This window comes from Citrobacter freundii complex sp. CFNIH2 (genome assembly GCF_002880615.1).
Lineage (GTDB): Bacteria > Pseudomonadota > Gammaproteobacteria > Enterobacterales > Enterobacteriaceae > Citrobacter_A > Citrobacter_A amalonaticus_F.
In genome coordinates, this window is record NZ_CP025757.1 from 2678490 (window position 1) to 2700914 (window position 22425).

Below are 22425 nucleotides of genomic sequence, written 5' to 3' on the forward strand. Positions count from 1 at the left end.
TTCATACTAATGTTAAGCCTTCGCATCTATTCAGTCTGCCTTATCGAAACTCTCATCTATCTTGTTGTTTTTATCTTTATATTTGCACTATTCCTGGATGAGAAGCCAAAAACAATAAACATTGATAATCAAATAATTAGCAACCACTTAAACATTTTCACTCCGTTAACGACGGTTAATAGACTCAACCTATCAATAGCGAATACAAGCCTACGGTAAAACGATTACGCTATATCGCCTGCGACAAATAATATTAAAAATCATCAGAATTTTATTTACATGAGCAACCCCACAAATGGCCGTGTATTCAGGACTGGCTTTTCTTGCTCATGCCGCGGCGTAATATTTGAATCTTAAGGAAGAGTCAATATATGAAAATAAATGCACAGAAATCCCCTGAAACACTATTAGCCATTGCAATTTCCATTGCCTTAACGTCCACCGCAACAGCCAAAAATAATATTACTCCGCCAGCGGGAATAAATGACACGGTCATTATTAATAATGACCAAAGTATTACGCTTTCCACCACGGAAAATACCGATCCCGCGTGGGATAACTTCCGCAGTCTCTGGGTCGGTGATAACTCTGACGGCTCGCTACTGATCGATGGCCGTGATATTGCCACCGCCGCCGGTATGATCGGTAATGGCGCGAACGGCAGCGTGACGCTGACGAATGGTGCAACCTGGACACTGGACAATCTGAATCTGGTACTCGGGACCCATGATGGTTCAGGAACGCTGCTGGTGAGTAACGGCAGTAAAATCAGCGGCATTGATGAACTGCGCATTGGAGAATATGCCGCAAACGCGCAGGGAACGGTGACCATCGATGGCGCAAATTCGTCTGTCTCATCCGTCTGGAGCGTGGTTGGCGATCAGGGGCGTGGCAACCTGGTGATTACCCGCGGCGGTTCCCTCACCTTAAGCGAGCACATGAACATCGGCTACGTCGGCAATACGAGTAACACCAGTCGTAATGGCTACGGTGTCACCCTCGTGGACGGTGAAGACTCGCTGCTGGATGTGACCGAAGGTATTTACCTCGGGGGATTCGCAACAACCCCTAATGACGCCACCGGGATTCTCACCGTCAGCAATGGCGCAACGGTCCGCTCGGGTAACTTAATCTGGCTGGCGGTGGGAGAAGGCAGTACCGGTATCCTGAATATTGGCGGCGCAAAGGGAGAAGCGCAGCAGGCCGCGGGAACGCTGGACCTGCCGAGGATCCACCTTGGCAACACCGGCGGTATGAACACAGCGGAACTCAACTTTAACCATAACAGCGACGACTTCGCGCTCTCGGCCAAAATCACAGGCACCGGTGAAGTGAACCATGTCGGCTCAGGGACGACCACGCTGACAGGCGCCAACACTTACCAGGGCCTCACTCACGTCGCAAGCGGCACGCTGCGTGCTGGAGTAGAAAATACCCTGAGTGCAAGATCGGATTACCGCGTGGACAGCGGCGCGCAGCTGGATCTTAACGGCTATTCGCAGACCCTGAATTCGCTGGAGCTGGCCGGTACAGCAATACTCTCTTCCCCGTCGCAGGTAAAAGCGGCCTTTACCCCGACCACAATGACGATTAACGGCGATTACACCGGCAACAACGGCCTGCTGGCCTTACGCACCGTGCTGGGCGATGACCTTTCGGCGACCGATAAACTAGTGGTTCGCGGAGATACCAGCGGCACCACGCGCGTCAGCGTCAGTAACGCCGGCGGTAACGGAGCCGCGACGACTGAAGGTATCCGTATTATCGACGTTGAAGGCGTTTCAAACGGTACTTTTGTGAAAGAAGGCCGTATCGTGGCGGGCGCCTATGACTACGACATTGTGAAACGGGATAACCAGAACTGGTCTCTGACCAGCGTGGCCTTGCCTGGACCGATTCCACCAACACCGCCGGTTGAGCCGAAAGAGCCAGAGGTTCCCGCACCTCCGACACCGGCAGGTCCGCACCAGTATCGCCCGGAAACCGGCAGCTATCTGGCGAATATCCTTGCCGCCAACACGCTGTTCACCACCCGTCTTCACGATCGTCTGGGTGAAACCCAGTACACCGACGCGTTAACCGGCGAGCAGAAGGTCACCAGCCTGTGGATGCGCCACATCGGCGGACATAACCGCTTCAAGGACGGTTCCGGGCAGATCAGCACCCAGAGCAACCGTTATGTGATGCAACTGGGCGGTGATATCGCGCAATGGAGCACCGACGGTCTCGATCGCTGGCATCTGGGTCTGATGGCCGGTTACGCCAACAGCAAGAGCCGCAGCCACTCCAGCCTGACCGGCTACACCTCACGCGGGGAGATCAGCGGCTACAGCGCGGGTCTGTACGGCACCTGGTATGCCAACGACGCCGATAAAACCGGTGCGTATGTCGATGGCTGGATGCTCTACAACTGGTTTGATAACACCGTCTCCGGACAGGGCCTGGCGTCTGAAAAGTATGACTCGGACGGCATCACCGCCTCTGTCGAAACGGGCTACACCTGGAAACTGGCCGAATTCAGCGAGCGTAATGCGCTGTACATTCAGCCTAAAGTCCAGATCACCTGGATGGACGTGCAGGCCGATACTCACATTGAGAAAAACGGTACCCGGGTGGTGGATAAAACCGACGGCAATCTGCAAACGCGACTGGGCGTGAAAGCGTACCTGCAGGGGCATAACGCCATGGATGACGGCAAAGACCGCACCTTCCAGCCGTTTGTTGAAGCCAACTGGATCCACAACACCAGCAGCTACAGCGTGAAGATGGATGACATCAGCAACGACGTGAAAGGCAACCGCAATATTGGCGAACTGAAAGTGGGCGTTGAAGGCCAGCTTAGCCAGCGTCTGCAACTGTGGGGCAACGTCGCCCAGCAGATTGGCGACAACGGCTACAGCGATACTCAGGGAATGTTAGGCATCAAATATAGTTTCTGATCCCCCAAACCAATAAATGTCCTGCGAAGGCCGGACATTTTTTCTTTATTACAAATAAAAATAAGTCGTTAATCTCACGGAGAGTCATAAATGACAAATATAAAATGGAAATGTCTTGTACCTGTCGTGGTGGGAAGTTCGTTTCTCGCCTCACCGTTTGTCTTATCGGCCGAGCTGGAAGATCAGACCTTCACCAGTTCAATGTCGTCTATTAGTAGCGGAACCCACACCGTCAGCCTGGGCAATGTGACCTTCGATGCCAGCGGTTACACGGGCATCGCCAATTACCAACGCGCGCTCATCAACACCCTGAACGGTGCGGTGAACATTAATATCAGCGACGGAAATACCCTGACGCTGAGAGGTTTTAATAATAACGCAACAGACGAGCGTGCAACGCTACATGCTTACAAGCGAGGGACGCTCAGCGGCACAATGACATTCACCGGCGGCAATATTGTCGTCAGTAATGAGGTCAACAATAGTTATACCGATATTTATGGTTTATTTGCCGGACCCGGCGGTAAATTTGATTTCAAAAGTAACGGCGATAATAAAGTCAATTTAACTGTTCTGATGCCGCAAGCGGGATATGTCAGCACCCACCGCTCGGGTATTGGCTTGTATAACGGTGAACTTGCCTTTGATGGCGGAAACTTTGTCATCAATGTTGACGGCGATCCGGGCGACAACTCTATCGACCGTCGCGTGGGGATGGTGCTTGCCGCAGGAAGTAATGTAGATATCAAAGCCGATCGTATTGATATCGATGCCAATGAACTGGCACTACATTTTGCCGCAAGGGCTGGCGATAACACGAATAGCACGGCCTATAACGTGATTAATACCGCCAAATTTGAAGCTGACTACATCACCCTGAAAGGCAGTCAGGGGATCCTGGCGGCGCTACCCTACGCCACTTATGGTACGAGAAATAGCATCGAATTTACCGGCCTCACGCAGATTGAAGCGCTTTCACGTGGTGATGAAAATAACCTCTTTGGTGAGGCTGGAGGGGGTCGGGCACTTGACCTGATGGCAACAGATATCACCTTCAACAGCAATGCGATCATCGTCGGCGAGAACCTGACTTACCTGGGTAACCGACCCGGTTACGAGCATGAATTCTTGGGTTGGATCGACGCGTACTGGATGCGAACCATCTCCCTGACAGACCAGTCGTCGCTTATCGCAAAAGGCGATCTTCTGCTGACCAGCAACGGCGGATATTACAACACAGGCCTTTACCTTTGGAAAAGTGAGGCGCAGTTTCAGGGTAAAACCGCCATTACCATGCAAAATGGCGTCGATACCGCACGCGCGGTTTATGCTTATGATGGCGGCAGTAACACCACAAAAGTTGAATTCCAGGATGATTTAGGCATCTCACTGTCTGATACACACGCCAACTATGTGGTGGGTATCGAAGCCGCGGCGGGTGGTATTGTCGATGTGCAGAAAGGTCTGTTGATGACGGATAACAGCGATCCCACCTGGTCCCTGCTCTCCCGTGGAGCAAACAGCCAGATCAATGTGAATTCATCAGAAACCGGCACGGTACAGGTCATTGGCGACATTGGCGCAATTAACGATGCCACACTCAATATGGTACTGAATAACGAAAACTCATTCCTGACGGCCACCAGCTATACCGCTACGTCTGGTTCAACCAGCAACGGTATTGTTAACCTGGATCTTTCCAACCAGGCCGTGTGGAATATGACCGGTAGCTCTCATGTCACCGATATCACCTTAGACAATGGGATGGTAAATTTCCTGCCACCGGAAAGCAGCGGTGTGTTTAAAACTCTGACTGTAGAAGGTAATTTCTACGGCGGCGGAACACTGAAAATGAACACGACGCTGGGTGGCGATGATTCTCCCACCGATAAACTTATCGTGGAAGGCGACACGTCCGGTAATACGCTGGTTGCGGTGAATAATATCGGCGGTACGGGCTCGCAAACGGTGAACGGTATTGAGATTATCGAAGTGTATGGCGATTCCGCAGGTACTTTTGCCAAAGCCGGACGTATTGTCGCGGGGGCTTATGACTATGATGTGGTGAAAAAAGGCAGCAACTGGTATCTGACCAACACCTTTATCACTGATCCAGTGCCGGAACCGGAGCCGGAGCCGACACCAGATCCCGACCCGACACCAGCCCCCACGCCACAGCCGGAAGGAGAGAAAACCTATCGCCCGGAAACCGGTAGCTATTTGGCAAACATCCTGGCGGCCAACACCCTGTTCAACACCCGTCTTCACGATCGTCTGGGTGAAACCCAGTACACCGACGCGTTAACTGGCGAGCAGAAGGTCACCAGCCTGTGGATGCGTCATGTCGGCGGGCATAACCGCTTCAAGGACGGTTCCGGGCAGATCAGCACCCAGAGCAACCGTTATGTGATGCAACTGGGCGGTGATATCGCGCAATGGAGCACCGACGGTCTCGATCGCTGGCATCTGGGTCTGATGGCCGGTTACGCCAACAGCAAGAGCCGCAGCCACTCCAGCCTGACCGGCTACACCTCACGCGGGGAGATCAGCGGCTACAGCGCGGGTCTGTACGGCACCTGGTATGCCAACGACGCCGATAAAACCGGTGCGTATGTCGATGGCTGGATGCTCTACAACTGGTTTGATAACACCGTGTCCGGACAGGGCCTGGCGTCTGAAAAGTATGACTCGGACGGCATCACCGCCTCTGTCGAAACGGGCTACACCTGGAAACTGGCCGAATTCAGCGAGCGTAATGCGCTGTACATTCAGCCTAAAGCCCAGATCACCTGGATGGACGTGCAGGCCGATACTCACGTTGAGAAAAACGGTACCCGGGTGGTGGATAAAACCGACGGCAATCTGCAAACGCGTCTTGGCGTCAAAGCGTACCTGCAGGGGCATAACGCCATGGATGACGGCAAAGACCGCACCTTCCAGCCGTTTGTTGAAGCCAACTGGATCCACAACACCAGCAGCTACAGCGTGAAGATGGATGACATCAGCAACGACGTGAAAGGCAATCGCAATATTGGCGAACTGAAAGTGGGCGTTGAAGGCCAGCTTAGCCAGCGTCTGCAACTGTGGGGCAACGTCGCCCAGCAGATTGGTGACAACGGCTACAGCGATACTCAGGGAATGTTAGGCATCAAATATAGTTTCTGACTTTCAACCACCCGTGGTAACACGGGTGGTTTTCTGCCCTCACCTCCCTCTTTGTGACACCATTCGCATCCCCCTGGTTTTGTGATAAATATGATGAGGTTACTTTATCCAATTCAGGGAAATGTGGTTTATGGAACCTCTGCATGCGGTTTTCCTCACCGTCAGCCTGTTCGTGCTAACCTTTTTCAACCCCGGCGCCAATCTGTTTGTGGTAGTGCAAACCAGTCTGGCCTCAGGACGGCGCGCAGGCGTATTAACCGGTCTGGGCGTCGCATTAGGTGACGCAATCTATTCCGGGCTGGGACTGTTTGGCATGGCGACGCTGATTACCCAGTGCGAGGCGATATTTTCGCTGATCAAAATTGGCGGCGGCGCGTATCTGCTGTGGTTTGCCTGGAACAGTATTCGTCACCAGGCCACGCCGCAAATGCCAACGCTGCAGCAACCCGTTAGCGCGCCGTGGACGGTGTTCTTTCGTCGCGGCTTACTGACCGATCTGTCAAATCCACAAACCGTCCTGTTTTTTATCAGTATCTTCTCCGTCACGCTGAGTGCCGACACGCCCATGTGGGCAAGAATGATGGCCTGGGCCGGGATTGTGCTCTCTTCGGTTATCTGGCGCGTCTTTCTGAGTCAGGCCTTTTCGTTGCCCGCCGTGCGCCGGGCATACGGCAGAATACAGCGCATCGCCAGTCGCATCATCGGCGCGATTATTGGCCTGCTGGCGTTACGGTTAATCTACGAAGGCATTACCCATCGCTAAATCTCTCCCCCCTGAAATAAAGTAGTTTCAGGGGGCAGTATTTGCCCCTGCCATTCTCTTTGCTGTAAAACATTATTACCAAAAAAAGCAAACGCTCTCTTTTAAATAAATTTAACGCAGAGAGAGACGGGTTTAATTATTCACCATAATGGCAGAATGGGAACAATCTGATGTTAAAAAATAAATCACTTCTTTTATTACCGTTTATTCTCGCCGGCTGTACGATGAGCGACAACGATATGCGCAAGGCCTACAGCAACCACTATCAGCAGCCAGCAGGCTATGTGGCAGCCTATAAGGAAAAAATCGCCGGAATGGACAGTGACGCGCTGGCAAAATATGCGGCAGCAGAAGAACAGAAAAAAATGCGCGGCCAGTCCAGCGTGAAAATTGATGATTACATTACGGCGCAAAACATTCAGGCCAGGGGTCAGCGCGTGGTCTTCGATTATTCACTTTCTGAAAAATGGTTAGCACTTCCTCCCGCACAACAACTCGAAAAACAGAAACTGATGGAAAAAGATTTGATATACCGTACCTGTTCACTGGAGACGGTAAAACTGGCGCAGGAAAAAGGACTGGAAGAAGAGCATAACTATTACAGTAACTATCCCGGAACGATTGCCTTTACTCTGCGTACCAGTGGGCAAATCTGTATCAATAATGGTTTTGCACGGTAATCCCCGAAGCTCCGGCGTCAGCGGGAATTCCCCCGGTGGCATTGCGCCGCCGGGGATTTTGTCATCAGAACGACGCTTTAATACCGATCATCGCTGAAGTATCGCTGTAGCCGTTGTCACCAATCTGCTGAGCGACGTTCCCCCACAGGGCGACGTTCTTCGTCAACTGGCCTTCAACACCGGCTTTCAGTTCGCCGATATTGCGGGCGCCCTTCAGATTCACGTTCTCACCGTTCATTGCGACGCCAAAGTCTTTGCTGTTGCGGATCCAGTTGGCTTCGACAAACGGCTGGAAGGTGCGGCCTTTACCGTCGTCCAGTTTGTTGTGACCCTTGCCGAACAGACGGACGCCGACGCGGGTCTGGATATTGCCGTCGCCATTGCCTTCCACGCGGGTACCGTTAACTTCTTTGTGCTCATCCGCCTTCACGCCCATCCAGGTGATCTGGGCTTTTGGCTGGATATACAGTGTATTACGCTCGCTGAGCTCCGCCAGTTTCCAGGTATAACCGGATTCGACAGAGGCGGTAAAACCTTTGGAATCGTACGCTTCTGATTCGACGCCGCGACCAGAAACGGTGTTATTAAACCAGCTGTACTGCGCCCAGGTGTCAACGTATGCCCCTTCGTGGGTTTCGTTGTCCTGCAGCCAGGTGCCGTACAGACCCGCGCTGTAACCGCTGATACGACTGTCAGCGCGATTACCGTTACGCTGGTTCTCGGCACGACTCTTCTGATTGGCGTAGCCTGCCATCAGGCCCAGGTGGTAGCGGTCGGTGTTGTTCGAAGACCACTGCGCAAGATCGCCGCCGAGCTGCATGACATAGCGGTTGCTCTGCATCGCCAGTTGGCCACTGCTGTCTTTCTGACGGGTATGCCCGCCAACGTTACGCTGCCACAGGCTGGTGACGGTTTCTTCGCCGGTCAGCGCATCCACATAATGCGTTTCACCCAGACGATCCTGTAAACGGGTGTTAAACAGCGTGTTCGCCGCCTGCAGGTTCATACCGTACAGACCCGCTTCCGGACGTACCGCATGTTCACGCGGTGTCGGAGATGGCGACGGCGGATCGGTAGGATCGGTTGGATACACAGGATCCACCGGAGTCACCGGAGACAGGGCGCTGCTCAGGTACCAGTTCTTGTTGTTCTGGCCTTCGCCACGATGCAGGGTGTAGTCATAGGCGCCGGCCACGATACGGCCATGTTGTTTAAACACACCGTCAGAATTGCCGCCGACGCTAATCAGCTCGATACCATCAGTCGTCAGGCCGCCTGCCCCCCCGGCATTCAGCACGTTAACGTTGGTGGTACCCGAGGTGTTGCCCGCAACTATCATCCGGTCAGTCGGTGACGCATCATCGCCCAGTTGGGTGTTCATCACGAGATTACCGTTAGCGCCAGTATAATCACCGTCCACCGTCAGGGTTTTGAAACTTGCGGCATCGCGCGCCAGCTTGAAGATTTTCGTACTGGCTGGCATAAAAGTCAGCGTGGAGTCGTCCAGCGTCAGGTGCGTGAGCTGAGAACTTTTGGTCATGTTCCAGGCCGAGCCGTCCGCCAGCGACAGGTTATTCACCGCATTGCCGCTGGTTACCGTCCCCCCGACGAAACGCGACTGGTTGATTGCAGTAACATCAACCACGGCGGAATCATTGGCTTCGATAGTCCCGACAACCTGGACTTTTTGCGGGTTAATCGTCACGCGAGAGTCTGCATTTTCAGCCAGAATAGCGGTGGCGTCCGGGTCATTGTAGTTAACCCCCATCTGTACCCCGCCGTTCAGCGTGATTTCGCCGCCCTTGTCCGCACGGACGTAGTTCCAGCTCCCGCTGCGGGTGGTATCGACAACATCAATGTTCAGACGACCATTAATGTCGATTTTACCCGCAGTGAGTGCATCTTCTTTACTGGCCCGAATGCCGGTACCGGTTGTTTGCTGATGCCCCTGAGTGTCCAGCGTGATGTTCAGGTCGTTACTGGTAAACTGCGAAGCACCCACGGACTCGACGCCACTGAGAACGGTATTATCTCCGCCCGATTTCAGCAGCAGGCTCGTCTTCCCTGCCATGGTCACATGCGCATCCAGATCGACGCCTGTGAGACCATCTGAAACCCAGATCCCGGAAATCACGCCATGCGCATCGTTCACGGTGACATCAATAGAGGTGTCGCCAAGCGCTTCAACGTGACCCGCATTGGCACTGATACCGTCCGCATACTGATCGGCGACGGATGTAATCGTGGCGTTTTGATAACGAATCAACGAACGATCGGCATCCACCACAGATTCCGAATCGAGGCCAACAGCGTAGAGCGTTCCTTTACTATTGACGATCAAATTTTCGGCATTGATTTTCGATCCCGACTTCGCATAGATCGCAAAATTCTTACCATTCGCCCCGGTCACCGCCGCATTAACCGTGGTGTTCCCGGTTAAGGTAAAGACGGCATTGTTTTTATCGCCATAAATGCCGGCAATATCTTTGCCGTCACGTTTCTGGCTGAGATTTATCGTCAAATTATCGGCAACGATAGAGCCTTTTTGCGCGAGATAAGCGGCACTGGTGCCGCCGACCTTAACGATCCCCACCGCATACATGAACTGATAATCGGCATCCAGCGGGATGTCTGGTCGCCCCACCACGGTGCCTGGAATCACATCACCGATGATATGATTCACGGTAGTCCCTGAACCTAAATTAATGGTTCCGCTGTTGGCAACAATCACTGTCCCGTTGGAAATTAAAAAGTCGCCGTTTTCAAATTCGCCCCCACCCGAAACCGTGGGCGTTCCGCCAGGGTTGGTAATGGTTACACCACCATTATTCGCCACGGAGATCGTATTGTTTTCCCCTGCGGTGCTAATGATTTTATATTCCTGATCTTTAGCGATGATTCCGCTTCCGTTAATAATACCATCTACATCATGAATGGCAGCGCAGACATTATCTGCCATTAACAGACTACTGATTAACAACGCCATGGTTGTTAATTTAAATTCTTTTCTCTTCATATCAATATCCACTGTTTCAAATAACAGCACGCCATACATCGTATTAATCAATGCAGTGCAGAGGTGTATATTTTTAGTAAAAGTAACGGCAATTTAACGCCTGACTAACCGACCCGAACGCCCAGAGTCTCATTGCGGTATTTAGACTATATTTTCCAGATATCAGGCGTGAGAACAAATGAAATGACCTTAGTAATGACGACAATTCAATTATCTTAAAAATACAACATTAAAAGAATATAATTCCTTAAATAACATTATATACAGAATATAATTTCATTAAATGCTATTCAGAAATGAGGTATTTAAGAATAGTTTATCCTCACTTAAGATCTTTCCACATTAGCCAGACATAAGAGATGATGTGAGAAGCCATTTTTATGAGGGAGAGCGACGGAATCTCATCAGGTCATATCCGACGACTCAGCAATAACGGCTCGGCGTTTCTGCGGACAGGGTGAAAATTTTGTTGAAAATGGGGTCATCTATGATGAGGCGTGAGTTTCTTTCGTCAGAATAACTTTTTTGTCTGGAGGGAAAAATAAAACCGGCGCATCAGTCGCCGGTTTTATCAGTGAGTGTTAATTATCGGTCAGGCATATTACGCCGGTTTTTGCTCTGTTTTCACTTGTGCGTTTTCCAGCATCCGACGCACCGGAACAATCAGCACAATCAGTACTGCCGCGCAAATCAGCAACGCAATGGAGCAGCGGGCGAAGAGGTCGGGCAGCATATCCAGTTGGTCAGCCTTAACGTGCCCACCAATCAGACCCGCCGCCAGGTTACCCAATGCGCTGGCGCAGAACCACAGACCCATCATCTGGCCCCGCATTCTTTCTGGTGCTAACAGCGTCATGGTCGCCAGACCAATCGGGCTCAGACACAGTTCGCCCAACGTCAGCATCAGAATGCTGCCCACCAGCCAGAACGGCGATACGCCCGCCCCACCGCTGTTCAACACGTTCTGCGCCGCCATCATCATCAGACCAAAGCCCGCCGCCGCGCACAGAATGCCGATAACAAACTTGGTGATACTGCTCGGACGCACGTTTCTGCGCGCCAGTGCCGGCCAGGCCCAGCTGAAGACCGGAGCCAGCAGGATGATAAACAGGGCGTTGATCGACTGGAACCAGACGGCAGGAATTTCAAAATCACCGATCATGCGGTTGGTGTAGTCGTTCGCGAACAGGTTGAACGAGGTCGGTTTCTGCTCAAAAGCCGACCAGAAGAAGGCCGCAGAAACCAGCAGAATGAAGCAAACCAGCAGCCTGGCGCGCTCTTTGCGCGTCAGCCCGGCAAACACGAACAGATAGATAAAGTAGAGCGCCACCGAAGCGGCAATGACGTAGACCAGCATACTGGCAACGGCGACCGGGTTAATGACGATCACCCCCTGGGCAATCAGCGTCACGATAATGGCAACACCGACCGCCAGCGCCAGCAACCAACCGCCCACGCCGTTTTTCTTCACCACCGGGCTGTTCCAGGTTGAATCGAGCCCCACTTCACTGTCGTAGCGTTTCATGGAAGGAACGGCAAACACGCGGAAAATGACCAGCGCAACCAGCATCCCGATCCCGCCGATACCAAAGCCCCAGTGCCAGCCGTGAGATTTAATCAACCAGCCGGAGATCAGCGGGGCAATGAATGACCCCATGTTAATGCCCATATAGAACAGCGAGAAACCGCCATCGCGGCGGGCATCGCCTTTCTTGTAGAGGGTTCCCACCATGACCGAGATACAGGTTTTGAACAGACCCGACCCCAGCACGATAAACATCAGACCGATGAAGAACAGGTTGTCGCCCATCCAGGCCGACAGGGCAATAGACAGATGGCCGAGCGCGATCAGGATCGAGCCGTACCACACCGCGCGTTGCTGCCCGAGCCAGTTATCTGCCAGCCAACCACCCGGCAGTGCCGCCAGGTACATACTGCCGGCAAAAATACCGACAATCGCGGACGCATTTTCGCGCGCCAGCCCCATACCGCCGTCATAGACGGTCGCGGCCATGAACAGGATCAGTAACGGACGAATGCCGTAAAACGAAAATCGCTCCCACATCTCCGTGAAGAACAGTGAACCCAGCGGATAGGGATGGCCGAAGAACGTTCGGCTTTCGTTTTTATTAACAGAGGAATGCATAATTTCTCCCGAAAGGGTGTGTTGTCTTGCTTGTAGCCACTGAATTACCCGCCGACCATTCATATATCTGGCCGATCATTTACATTCAGCGAAATATTATTTAACCATTTGATAACCACAAGACAGTTTTGTCTAGTGCCAACATCAGGACTTTAAGATGAAAACTCGATAGATGTCTAGTTTTGTAGATTTTCTGTTTGATGAATAAGGATAATGATTGACTTTAAAAGCCTGCAAATTATCGCTTATCAATTCATTAATAAACAAGGCGTTACCTTGAAGCATTATCCCTGAAAGGGCGAAAACGGTCGAACCGTGACGTCCGGTCTTTTTTACTGACCGGGATTTATGAATGATACTCATAGTGGCTATCCCGTTGGCGGCCATTATCTCTGGGTCTGAAAACGCTACACTGCGTCCCACTCTTCATATCCCGATGGATGACTATGATTACCTCTCAGGCGTGTTCGCTCACCGCAACCGGTAAATCGACTGGCCTTACTTTTGTGCTTATTCTCAGTGCGCTAATGGCGTTTACGTCCTTATCCACGGATATTTATTTACCCGCCATGCCGGTGATGGCGAACGATTTACAGGGTGATGCCGAACTGACCATCACCGGTTTTTTGATTGGTTTTTGCATTGCGCAGCTCATCTGGGGGCCAATCAGCGATCGTTTCGGCCGCCGCCTGCCTCTTTTCATTGGCATTACGCTGTTCATCATCGGTTCGGTGGGATGTGCCCTCTCAACCAGTATTGGGCAAATTGTTTTCTGGCGAGTGTTTCAGGCGCTGGGCGCCTGTACCGGCCCGATGCTGGCGCGCGCGATGATCCGCGACCTGTTCAGCCGGACGCGTGCCGCGCAAATGCTCTCCACGCTGATGATTGTGATGGCGATTGCCCCGATTGGCGGACCATTGCTGGGCGGTCAGATGATCAAAATCACCTCCTGGCACGCCATTTTCTGGCTGCTGGCGATCGTGGGCGCTTTCATCCTGATGACCTTGTTCTGGCTACCTGAAACCTTACCCGCCGAAAAACGGCTGAAAACCTCTGTCGCCGGCGTTTTTCGCAACTATTATGCATTGCTGAAGCATCCACAGTTTTTGCGATTCACACTCTGCCTGACGTTCTACTACGTTGCGGCGTATGCGTTTATCACCGGCTCGCCGTTTGTTTACATCAGCTATTTTGGCATCGAACCTCAGCATTATGGCTGGTTGTTTGCGCTGAATATCGTGGGGCTGATGGCTGTAAGCCTGGTGAACCGGCGTCTGGTGCATCGCTATCCGCTTGATCGGTTACTGAAATTTGCCATAGGGATCGCCACGCTTGCCGCGCTGTTGCTGGCGGCGGCGACCGGGCTGAAATTCGGTGGGATTAGCCTTATCGTCGGGACGATTTTTGTTTTCTTCTCGATGAACGGCATTATCGCCGCCACCTCCACCGCCTGTGCGCTGGACGCGCTGCCCAACGTTGCCGGTTCGGCGTCGGCGCTCATGGGCTCGCTACAGTACGGCAGTGGGATTATCTCATCGCTGCTTCTGGCCCTGTTCAGCGACGGCACACCCTGGACAATGGGCTGGGTCATCGCCTTGTTTACCGTCGCCAGTGCCGTGATGGCATTGACCGCCCCCCTCATAACCCAGGAGAAATCATGAACGAACAATTTGCAGGTAATGGTATTTTCCCGAAAGGGCCGAAAAACGAAGCGTATGCGCAATATTTTCAGGGAACCAGCTATCTGAATATGCTGTCCACGCAGGGTGTGAATATTGGCAACGTGGTGTTTGAACCCGGCTGTCGCAATCACTGGCATATCCACCACAAAGGCGGGCAAATTCTGCTGGTGACCGGCGGACGCGGCTGGTATCAGGAGTGGAATAAACCGGCACAGCCGCTGGTCGCCGGAGACGTCGTCAATATTCTGCCCGGCGTCAAACACTGGCACGGCGCGGCAGCCGACAGTTGGTTTGCTCATCTTGCCGTCGAAGTCCCCGCACAAGGAGCCTCCAACGAATGGCTGGAGCCGGTCAGTGAGGAAGCCTACGCCCAGCTACCCTGATCATTCAGGGGTAGCGTAGCGCCTCGATCAGGCGCGCAAACGCGGGCGGATGCTGTTTGCGGCTGGGGTAGTAAAGATAGTAGCCCGGAAATTCAGGGCACCACGCCTGCAGAACCTGCACCAGCGCGCCGGATTTGACGTACTCAGCGACAGAATCTTCCGGCACGCAGGTGAGGCCAAATCCGGACAGTGCGGCATCAACGCGTTCGGTGAGCAGGTTTAAGGTCAACTGCCCTTCCACCCTGACGCGCAGCGGCTTGCCGTCTCGCTCGAATTCCCAGTGGTACAAGCCGCCAGCAGTAGGCAGGCGCATGTTAATGCACCGGTGATTCTGTAATTCATGCGGTGTTTCAGGCGCGGGACGATCGGCAAAATAGTCTGGCGATCCCACCACCGCCATCCGCATATCCGGGCCGATTTTTACCGCGACCATATCTTTATCAACGCTTTCGCCCAGACGCACTCCCGCGTCAAAACGGCCTTCTACGATATCCACAAAACCATTATCGACCACCAGTTCGACACTGATTTGCGGCCAGGCTTTGAGAAAGGGTTTCAGCCTCGGCCACAGCAAACTGCGCGTCGCGTGCTCTCCGGCGGATAAACGGATATGGCCTGAGGGGGTGCCGTTCAGTTGAATGAGCGCTTCCAGTTCCTGCTCAAGATCGGCGATACGCGGTTCGAGACAGGCGATAATTCTCTCGCCAGCGGCGGTTGGCGCTACGCTGCGGGTGGTGCGGGTCAAAAGCCGCAGGTTCAAACGTTCCTCCAGCGCTTTCATCGCGTGGCTGAGGGCCGATTGTGAAACGCCAATCTTCGCAGCGGCTTTGGTAAAACTCCGCTCTCTGGCGACCACCAGAAAGATCTGCAGTTCATTGAAGTTTTCTTTAAGCATGGGCGGATCCTGACAGGGTGCGGGATTCAGGCATGATAGTGAATCACTCCCCGCATTGTAAGGCTCCCCGGTCTAAAAAAAAGCCCGACAGCATAAGCTATCGGGCATCCGGTTTCTCTGGTTAGCGAGCAGGCAGATTATCATTTACGCCGTATCGCGATGGGCCATCAGGGCATAGAGCTTCCCGGCAAAGGTTTCACTGACCGGCCACTCTTCAGCGGCAATGAGGGTCGTCGTGTGAAAACCGCACTGCGCCAGCAACTGCAGGTACGCTTCGTCCCGCCAGGCACGCGTCTGGCTGCTAAAATGCACGACGCTGGCGTCAGCCTTAAGCGCCCAGAACGTCGTGGTGCTGGTTTGCCTATCCTCATCCCAGCGATTTTCGCTCAATAACAGGTGCGGTTCAGCGAGAAACAGCCCCTGCGGACAGCGCTGCCAGGACGCGGGCGCCGTTCCCTGCCTTTTGACTTCATCAAACGTATGCACTTCAATCAGCAACTTGCCCCCCGGCTTCAGCCAGGCTGCACAGCGCGACACCAGTCGTTGCGCATCCTCAGCGCTAAAGACATTGATTTCACCGAAGGTCATCATGATGAAATCAAAAGTGCCGTCAGGCTGGTAGTCGCGGACGTCCTGTTCCTGATAATCAATGTCCAGCGCTGCGCTCTGCGCCTGTTCTCGCGCCCACTGCACAGAGGCCGGAGAGAAATCGACGCCAGTGCAATCAAATCCGCGCTGCGCGAGACATTGGGTGTAAAAGCCGGGGCCGCATCCCAGATCAAGTATTGTTGCGCCCGCGGGAAGCTGGCGGGCGATCCAGTCGACCTGTTGCTCAATGACCGAGAGTTTACGACTGGCCCAGTCGTGTTCCTGTGACAAATGGTTTTCCAGCATTCTGCGGCTGAAATCCGGATCATTCCACGGGATCTTTCCGCCCGCTTCACGATCGTTGTATTGCCCACTCAGAAGCGTCAGTTCAAGAAGGTTCATCCGTTGATCTCATCGTAATATACCTGGTGGCTGAAATATCATTCCAGCACTCCTTCACTACGACAGTATTGTCTCATGATCCCGGAAATATTACTTCCTGCTCAGCTCACACCGGATCATATTTTGTCAGCAGGAAAATCTGATTTCGGCTGATAACCACAAAGCAGGAAAACCACGTTTTATTCCTGCTTTGTCAGCAGTCTGAGGCGGTACCGCGTACCGCCTTTACTTCGTCATGCGTTCAGCGAAGCCATATCAATCACGAAGCGATATTTCACATCGCTTTTCAGCATTCGCTGCCAGGCGACATTGATATCCTGGATATTAATAAGTTCAATATCCGACGTGATCTGATGTTCGGCACAGAAATCGATCATCTCCTGCGTTTCAGCGATGCCGCCGATCACCGATCCCGCCACCGATTTTCGCCCCAGAATCAGCGGTGTACTGTTCAGCACAGGATCCAGATCGCCCAGATACCCCACCAGTACGAGGGTACCGTTCAGCGCCAGTGTAGGGATATACGGTTTCAGATCGTGAACATACGGAACGGTATCAATAATCAAATCGAACTGGTTATAGACGCCCTGCATTTGCTTTTCATCAGTTGAAATCACAATATGCGCGGCGCCCAGTCGACGGGCATCCGCCTCTTTGTTCGGAGAGCGACTAAACAAGGTCACCTCCGCCCCCAGCGCTTTCGCCAGTTTGATCGCCATATGGCCCAGACCGCCTAATCCCACCACCGCAACCTGACTGCCCGGCCCCACCTTCCAGTGGCGAAGCGGCGACCAGGTGGTAATCCCGGCGCACAGCAGCGGCGCCGCGCCTTTCAGATCCAGCGTCTCGGGAATTTTGATGACGAATTTTTCGGTCACCACGATCTTATCGGAATAGCCGCCGTAGGTCGGCATATGATCATGGCGATCGATATCGTTATAGGTCAGCGTGTTTCCTTCTTCGCAATACTGTTCCAGCCCCTGCTCGCAAGGTTTACAGTGCTGGCAGGAGTCAACCATACACCCCACCCCGGCGTAATCGCCGACGCGAAATTTCGTCACGGCGCTACCCACATGCGTAATGCGACCAATGATCTCATGACCCGGCACCATCGGGTATTTCGCGCCGCCCCAGTCATTGAACGCATTATGAATGTCCGAGTGACAGACCCCGCTATACAAAATCTCGATAACCACATCATTGTCGCGCGGATCGCGGCGAACAAATTGATGCGGAGCCAAATCTTCTTTCGCGGCAAACGCGGCGTAACCTTTTACATTAAGCGTCATGAATAGTTCTCCTGATGATGGGTCATATGGCGTGAAAGGGACGACACAGCGCGCAGGCCTTGTCGTCGTCACTCGCTGGCGATGTCATGCAGAATATCGTTTAGACGAAGAGGCAGTAAGGGTATCCACTGGCATGGCCTTATGAACCTGATTCATAAATTAACAGCGTTAGCAACGCAGACCCGCTTAAGTCTAGTCGACATCGCTGCCAACGGTCGGATGAACGCCTGCCTGTGCGGTCAATCCGGCAATATATTTGTCACGTAAATAAGATGTGGCGCTCATTTTTTGCGCATGTCCAGCCCTATTCTGAGAACCGTTTTCAGGAGGTCAAAAACATGAAAAAGCTTCTGATTTGTTGTTTGTTCGGGAATACGGCAAATTCGCTTGCCAAAAAGATGCAGGTACTGGCAGATAGCAGCGGTCACCCTCTCATGATTAGCGCGGTAGGACTGGATAATTTCGCCAGCGTTGCTCCCGCTTTTGACGGTTTTCTCATTGCGCCGCACATTCAATACAAACTCTCTGAGATTTATGAAATTGTCGGCAACGCGCGTCCAGTTGCCATTATTGAAAGCCTGCCCTATGCGTCTCTGGATGCAGAGAAAGTTTTACATTTTGTGAAGGAGAATATGCCTGAGCTGGCAGCCTGACGCATGAGGCCGCAGTGGCCTCTTATTATGAACGATAACGGTCGAGGGGGTTCTCACGTTCATCCCCTCGATTCATTTGCTATTATTTTGCGGAATAGAGGAAATAATCAAAGTCGGCATAAATGCGCTCGCCGGTGAAGTCTTGGCAGCACATCCCGACAAACGCCCCGGTGAAGCGTTCAATGCCTCTTTCTTTAAAATACTCATCGGAAAGTTTACTGTATTCCACATGATCACCTACCGGGAACCCGGTGCGTTCATCCAACGAATAATAAAACCTGGCGGCATCGTCTTTCACGCAGACTTTAAGATACACCAGGCCATCACCGGCATCGTAGTACATCCGTCCAACATATTTGAAATCATGTGCTTCATGGCAACCATCGCAGATAAAGGATACTTCTTTAAAAAAAGGGATAAATAGCTGTCTTAAATATAAGTAAACCGTGACATGCAAACAAACCTCTCGGCAAGAGCCGGCTCATCATCTTCGATGACGTAGCATAGATGAACCATTAAACAAACGGGTATTTATAAGAAATATTCAGCGATAATAGGAACATAACACAACACAAATAACCTTTGATAAATATAGACATTTTCTTTTTTCATCTTTATAAATGCCCTTTTGTGCCCCCGCCTTGTTTTTCATGCGACTCGATGAGTCGTTCATCGAGTCGCCAATATCACCAATTTCTTCACAGACCGTACAAATCTTCTCGGTTCTTGAAGTCCACCTCACTGCCGCGATCGGCTAAGAACAATATTACTTACTTCCCGATAAGAACAACTGTTCATTAATCCACATGCTCTCCTGGCATGAAGGATATCTGTCACGGTCAAATACCCGGTACCGCTTCTTTGCAGGCTGGTTTAGTGCATAGATGACTGAATTGGCTACGTCTTACGAGCTGATGGTAATCTTGTTCAGTTCCTGGACTGCCTCTCGCTCAAAGCTGACATTCCGGTGATTTAATCCAGCGGGGGCTGAATATCAATAATGGTTTCTGCGGAGCCCTATTTCAGGCGTACTGGATATTCATCATTCCCCGTTCAGTTCGATAGATGGTCGCATCGACCTGCCAGGTAGACTGAATCAGCTCCGGGGTAAGCACAGCAGCAGGTTGACCCGACGCCACAACGTGACCTTCATGCAGCACGACCAGGTGCTGACAATATCTTGCAGCCAGATTCAGATCGTGTAATGCCATAATCACGGTAATCGGCAGCGCGGAAATAAGGCGCATCAGCTCCAGTTGGAATTGGATATCCAGATGATTAATCGGTTCGTCCAGTAATAGAATATCCGGCTGCTGGGTGAGCGCGCGGGCTATCTGACAGCGCTGACGCTCGCCGCCTGACAGACGCTGCCAGGTTCTGTGGGTCAGAGCATCAAGCCTCATCATCGAAAGCGCCTGTTGTACAGCATCTTCATCAGCCTGCCGCCATGGCGTGAATGCATTGCGATGCGGCGTGCGGCCGAGGCGAACAATATCAATAACACTCAGCTCCGCCTCCGCCTCCGCATGCTGTGGAACAAAAGCAAGCGTGCGGGAAAGCTGGCGTTGGCTCAAGTTACTTGTCAGCTTGCCGCCAATTTTCACACCCTCACACGCGCAGGGCTGGACGCCAGCCATCGCGCGAATCAGTGTCGATTTACCGGAGCCATTAGGACCGAGTAGCCCCACCGTTTGTGAACGGTGCGCAACAAAGCTGATATCAGATAACACCCGACGAGCCTGGAGCGTCACACTTAGCTTATCAACCACGATATGCATAATCATTTCTCCCGGTTGCGGTACAGAATCATGGCAAAAACAGGTGCGCCCACAAGTGCAGTTACTACGCCAATCGGCAAAACCTGATGACTAATCAGAGTGCGTGAGATCAGGTCTGCAAGAATCATAAAATGGCATCCGGCAAGAAAAGCAACAGGGATAATGAGTAAATGACGATGCCCGGCAATCATGCGGGTTATATGCGGGATGACCAGCCCAACAAAGCCTACGGCACCGATGGCGCTGACGATTACCGCCGTAATCAACGCGGTAGTCAGCAGTAAAATAACGCGTACCTGCAGCACTCGCGTTCCGAGCGTCGAGGAGACTTCCGTACCAAAGTTAAAGGTGTCCAGCGAGCGGCTATAGCAAACCACGATAAGCAACCCCATGATGACTACAGCGAAGCACAGCAGCGCATCAGCCCAGCGTACGCCACTCAGGCTACCCAACAGCCAGAACATAACGCCGCGCGACTGTTCAGCATTGGCCGCCGTACTGACAATGTACGATGTTAACGCGTTAAACAACTGCGTACCGGCGATACCAGCCAGAATGATGCGTGCCGAATTCACGCGCATACCACCCGATAACAATATGATCAGCATAAAAGCGGTACAGGCTCCGATAAACGCCCCGACTCCCGTCGTGATGGAGCCGCTGCCAATACCAAGCAGCATCACGCTGACGGCGCCGGTTGAGGCACCAGCTGAGATACCCAGCAAATAAGGATCGGCAAGCGCGTTACGCAAAAGCGATTGCAGAACCAGCCCGCATAACGCCAGCCCTCCACCGCAGCTGGCCGCCATCAGCGCACGACTCATACGGTACTGCCAGACAATCCCTGCTTCTACGGCGGGTAAATCAAAGTGTGTTAGACCCAGACCATTGGTTATTGCGCGAAAGGCAGTCGCGAAACTTACCGGTATATCGCCGGTTGCCGCAGCAAGAATCATCATGACCGGCAAACTTAGTATCCCGCAGGAAATTATCAGGCTGATTTGCCAGTAAAAAACAGATTTGCTAATCATCTGGAGGGAGCGAAAGCGTTCATCTGCTGGCTAATCAGTTCTACTGCTTCTACGTTACGCAATGATGGATTGAGCGACATGGCAGGAACCACCACTATATGCCCTTGTTTGACCGCAGGCATTTCACGCGTGACGGGATCGGTTTCCAGGAACCGTTTTTTAGTCTCTACGTCATCGGCGGGATAAAGCCGTCTTTCCATACTCGCAATAACAATAATATCAGGCTGAGACTTAACGATATGCTCCCAGGTCACCGCAGGCCACTCCTCATCAGAATCGATGATATTGTTCAGACCCAGTGTTTTATTAATCCAGCCTGGCGCACCTTTACTGCCTGCTATCCATGGATCGCCTTTCAGACGTGGACTTGAAAACCAGTAAACCACTTTAAGTGGCGCTTGCGGATGCATGTGGATTTGCTGCTGCGCGGTGACAATGCGCTCAGACAGCTTCTGCTTCAGAGCCTCGCCACGTGCTGGCACATCAAAAACGCGCGCCAGCGCCGAGATTTCATCAAGAATGATATCGATTGAGTAAGGTTTTGATCGTACGCCATCGCCGTTGGAGGTAGCTGTGACTGTTTTTGCAGTACAGTCGGCTGGAGAGATCCAGGTCCTGATACCCAACTGTTCAAATTGTTGACGCGTAGCAACCTCTCCCTGCGGGCCAACGTGCCAGCTGTACTGAGCAAGAACAAGCTCAGGGCGCTGGGCCGCTACGGCTTCGAATCCCGGCGCATTCTCAGCAAGTCGCTTCAGCCCCGCCCCTTGCTTTTGTAAATCATCGGGTAATGCTCCAAACCAAACGGCAGTGCCTACAATTTTATCTTCCAGTTCCAGCGCCAACATGAGTTCCGTTTCATGTTGACCAATTGTCACCACACGTGAAGGTGCATGGTTAAAGGTTTCTTTAACGCCGCAGTTTTCAATTGTCAGTGGATAGTTGCCAGCGGTTGCGCCAGTCAGGGGAATCAACAGCAGTACAGACATCAACAGTGGGAAAGTGAGTTTCATAA

At 52.5% G+C, this 22425-nt stretch carries 15 protein-coding genes and 2 pseudogenes; 7 read left to right on the forward strand and 10 right to left on the reverse strand.

The window, feature by feature from the left end; translation table 11 throughout:
- The first annotated feature begins 371 nt into the window (after nt 1-371).
- The 4 genes from WM46_RS13190 to WM46_RS13205 all read left to right on the forward strand — a co-directional run bounded on the left by WM46_RS13190 (nt 372) and on the right by WM46_RS13205 (nt 7547).
- Nucleotides 372-2939 carry an autotransporter outer membrane beta-barrel domain-containing protein gene (locus WM46_RS13190; RefSeq protein ID WP_102602480.1) on the forward strand — a complete coding sequence of 856 codons (2568 nt, stop codon included), beginning with the start codon at nt 372-374 and terminating at the stop codon, nt 2937-2939.
- Nucleotides 2940-3029: 90 nt separating this feature from the next.
- Nucleotides 3030-6104, forward strand: a complete 3075-nt coding sequence (locus WM46_RS13195; protein ID WP_187394375.1) for an autotransporter outer membrane beta-barrel domain-containing protein — start codon at nt 3030-3032, stop codon at nt 6102-6104.
- Between the two features lie 130 nt (nt 6105-6234).
- A complete protein-coding gene (locus tag WM46_RS13200; RefSeq protein WP_102602481.1) occupies nt 6235-6867 on the forward strand; it encodes a LysE family transporter in 633 nt (210 codons plus the stop codon).
- Nucleotides 6868-7037: 170 nt separating this feature from the next.
- Nucleotides 7038-7547, forward strand: a complete 510-nt coding sequence (locus WM46_RS13205; RefSeq protein WP_061076561.1) for a hypothetical protein — start codon at nt 7038-7040, stop codon at nt 7545-7547.
- A gap of 64 nt (nt 7548-7611) precedes the next feature.
- Here WM46_RS13205 and WM46_RS13210 read toward each other — a convergent pair whose 3' ends face one another.
- Together WM46_RS13210 and WM46_RS13215 are read right to left on the reverse strand one after the other, a co-directional pair.
- Nucleotides 7612-10563 (reverse strand): autotransporter outer membrane beta-barrel domain-containing protein, encoded by a 2952-nt coding sequence (locus WM46_RS13210; protein WP_262360386.1) that lies wholly within the window; start codon nt 10561-10563, stop codon nt 7612-7614.
- Between the two features lie 601 nt (nt 10564-11164).
- The gene (locus tag WM46_RS13215) at nt 11165-12709 is read right to left on the reverse strand and encodes a peptide MFS transporter (protein ID WP_102602482.1); all 1545 of its coding nucleotides are present in this window, start codon (nt 12707-12709) and stop codon (nt 11165-11167) included.
- Between the two features lie 446 nt (nt 12710-13155).
- On the opposite strand from WM46_RS13215, the gene WM46_RS13220 reads away from it, so the two are divergent.
- Both WM46_RS13220 and WM46_RS13225 read left to right on the forward strand, forming a co-directional pair.
- Nucleotides 13156-14370 (forward strand): multidrug effflux MFS transporter, encoded by a 1215-nt coding sequence (locus tag WM46_RS13220; RefSeq protein WP_102602483.1) that lies wholly within the window; start codon nt 13156-13158, stop codon nt 14368-14370.
- The gene (locus WM46_RS13225; protein ID WP_102602484.1) at nt 14367-14774 is read left to right on the forward strand and encodes a cupin domain-containing protein; all 408 of its coding nucleotides are present in this window, start codon (nt 14367-14369) and stop codon (nt 14772-14774) included. The genes WM46_RS13220 and WM46_RS13225 overlap by 4 nt, the downstream gene beginning before the upstream one ends.
- Nucleotides 14775-14778: 4 nt before the next feature.
- Here WM46_RS13225 and WM46_RS13230 read toward each other — a convergent pair whose 3' ends face one another.
- From WM46_RS13230 to WM46_RS13240, 3 genes and pseudogenes are all read right to left on the reverse strand, one after another.
- Nucleotides 14779-15669, reverse strand: a complete 891-nt coding sequence (locus WM46_RS13230; protein WP_061076555.1) for a LysR family transcriptional regulator — start codon at nt 15667-15669, stop codon at nt 14779-14781.
- 156 nt (nt 15670-15825) lie between these two features.
- Nucleotides 15826-16659 (reverse strand): annotated as a pseudogene (locus WM46_RS13235) (class I SAM-dependent methyltransferase); the annotation flags it as partial.
- 233 nt (nt 16660-16892) lie between these two features.
- On the reverse strand, nt 16893-17948 hold the full coding sequence (locus WM46_RS13240) for an NAD(P)-dependent alcohol dehydrogenase (protein WP_102602486.1): 1056 nt from the start codon (nt 17946-17948) through the stop codon (nt 16893-16895).
- 338 nt (nt 17949-18286) lie between these two features.
- On the opposite strand from WM46_RS13240, the gene WM46_RS13245 reads away from it, so the two are divergent.
- Nucleotides 18287-18601, forward strand: a complete 315-nt coding sequence (locus WM46_RS13245) for a PTS sugar transporter subunit IIB (protein WP_102603836.1) — start codon at nt 18287-18289, stop codon at nt 18599-18601.
- 82 nt (nt 18602-18683) lie between these two features.
- Here the strand turns inward: WM46_RS13245 and WM46_RS26840 are convergent, their stop codons facing one another.
- The 5 genes and pseudogenes from WM46_RS26840 to WM46_RS13270 form a co-directional block, all read right to left on the reverse strand.
- Nucleotides 18684-19058 (reverse strand): hypothetical protein, encoded by a 375-nt coding sequence (locus WM46_RS26840; RefSeq protein WP_410374611.1) that lies wholly within the window; start codon nt 19056-19058, stop codon nt 18684-18686.
- 281 nt (nt 19059-19339) lie between these two features.
- Nucleotides 19340-19447 (reverse strand): annotated as a pseudogene (locus WM46_RS26845) (toxin); the annotation flags it as partial.
- Nucleotides 19448-19623: 176 nt separating this feature from the next.
- Entirely contained in the window at nt 19624-20379 is a 756-nt protein-coding gene (locus WM46_RS13260) for an ABC transporter ATP-binding protein (RefSeq protein ID WP_187394376.1), read from the reverse strand.
- Between the two features lie 2 nt (nt 20380-20381).
- The gene (locus WM46_RS13265; RefSeq protein WP_102602488.1) at nt 20382-21410 is read right to left on the reverse strand and encodes a FecCD family ABC transporter permease; all 1029 of its coding nucleotides are present in this window, start codon (nt 21408-21410) and stop codon (nt 20382-20384) included.
- Nucleotides 21407-22399 (reverse strand): ABC transporter substrate-binding protein, encoded by a 993-nt coding sequence (locus WM46_RS13270; RefSeq protein ID WP_262360387.1) that lies wholly within the window; start codon nt 22397-22399, stop codon nt 21407-21409. The genes WM46_RS13265 and WM46_RS13270 overlap by 4 nt, the downstream gene beginning before the upstream one ends.
- Nucleotides 22400-22425: the final 26 nt, after the last annotated feature.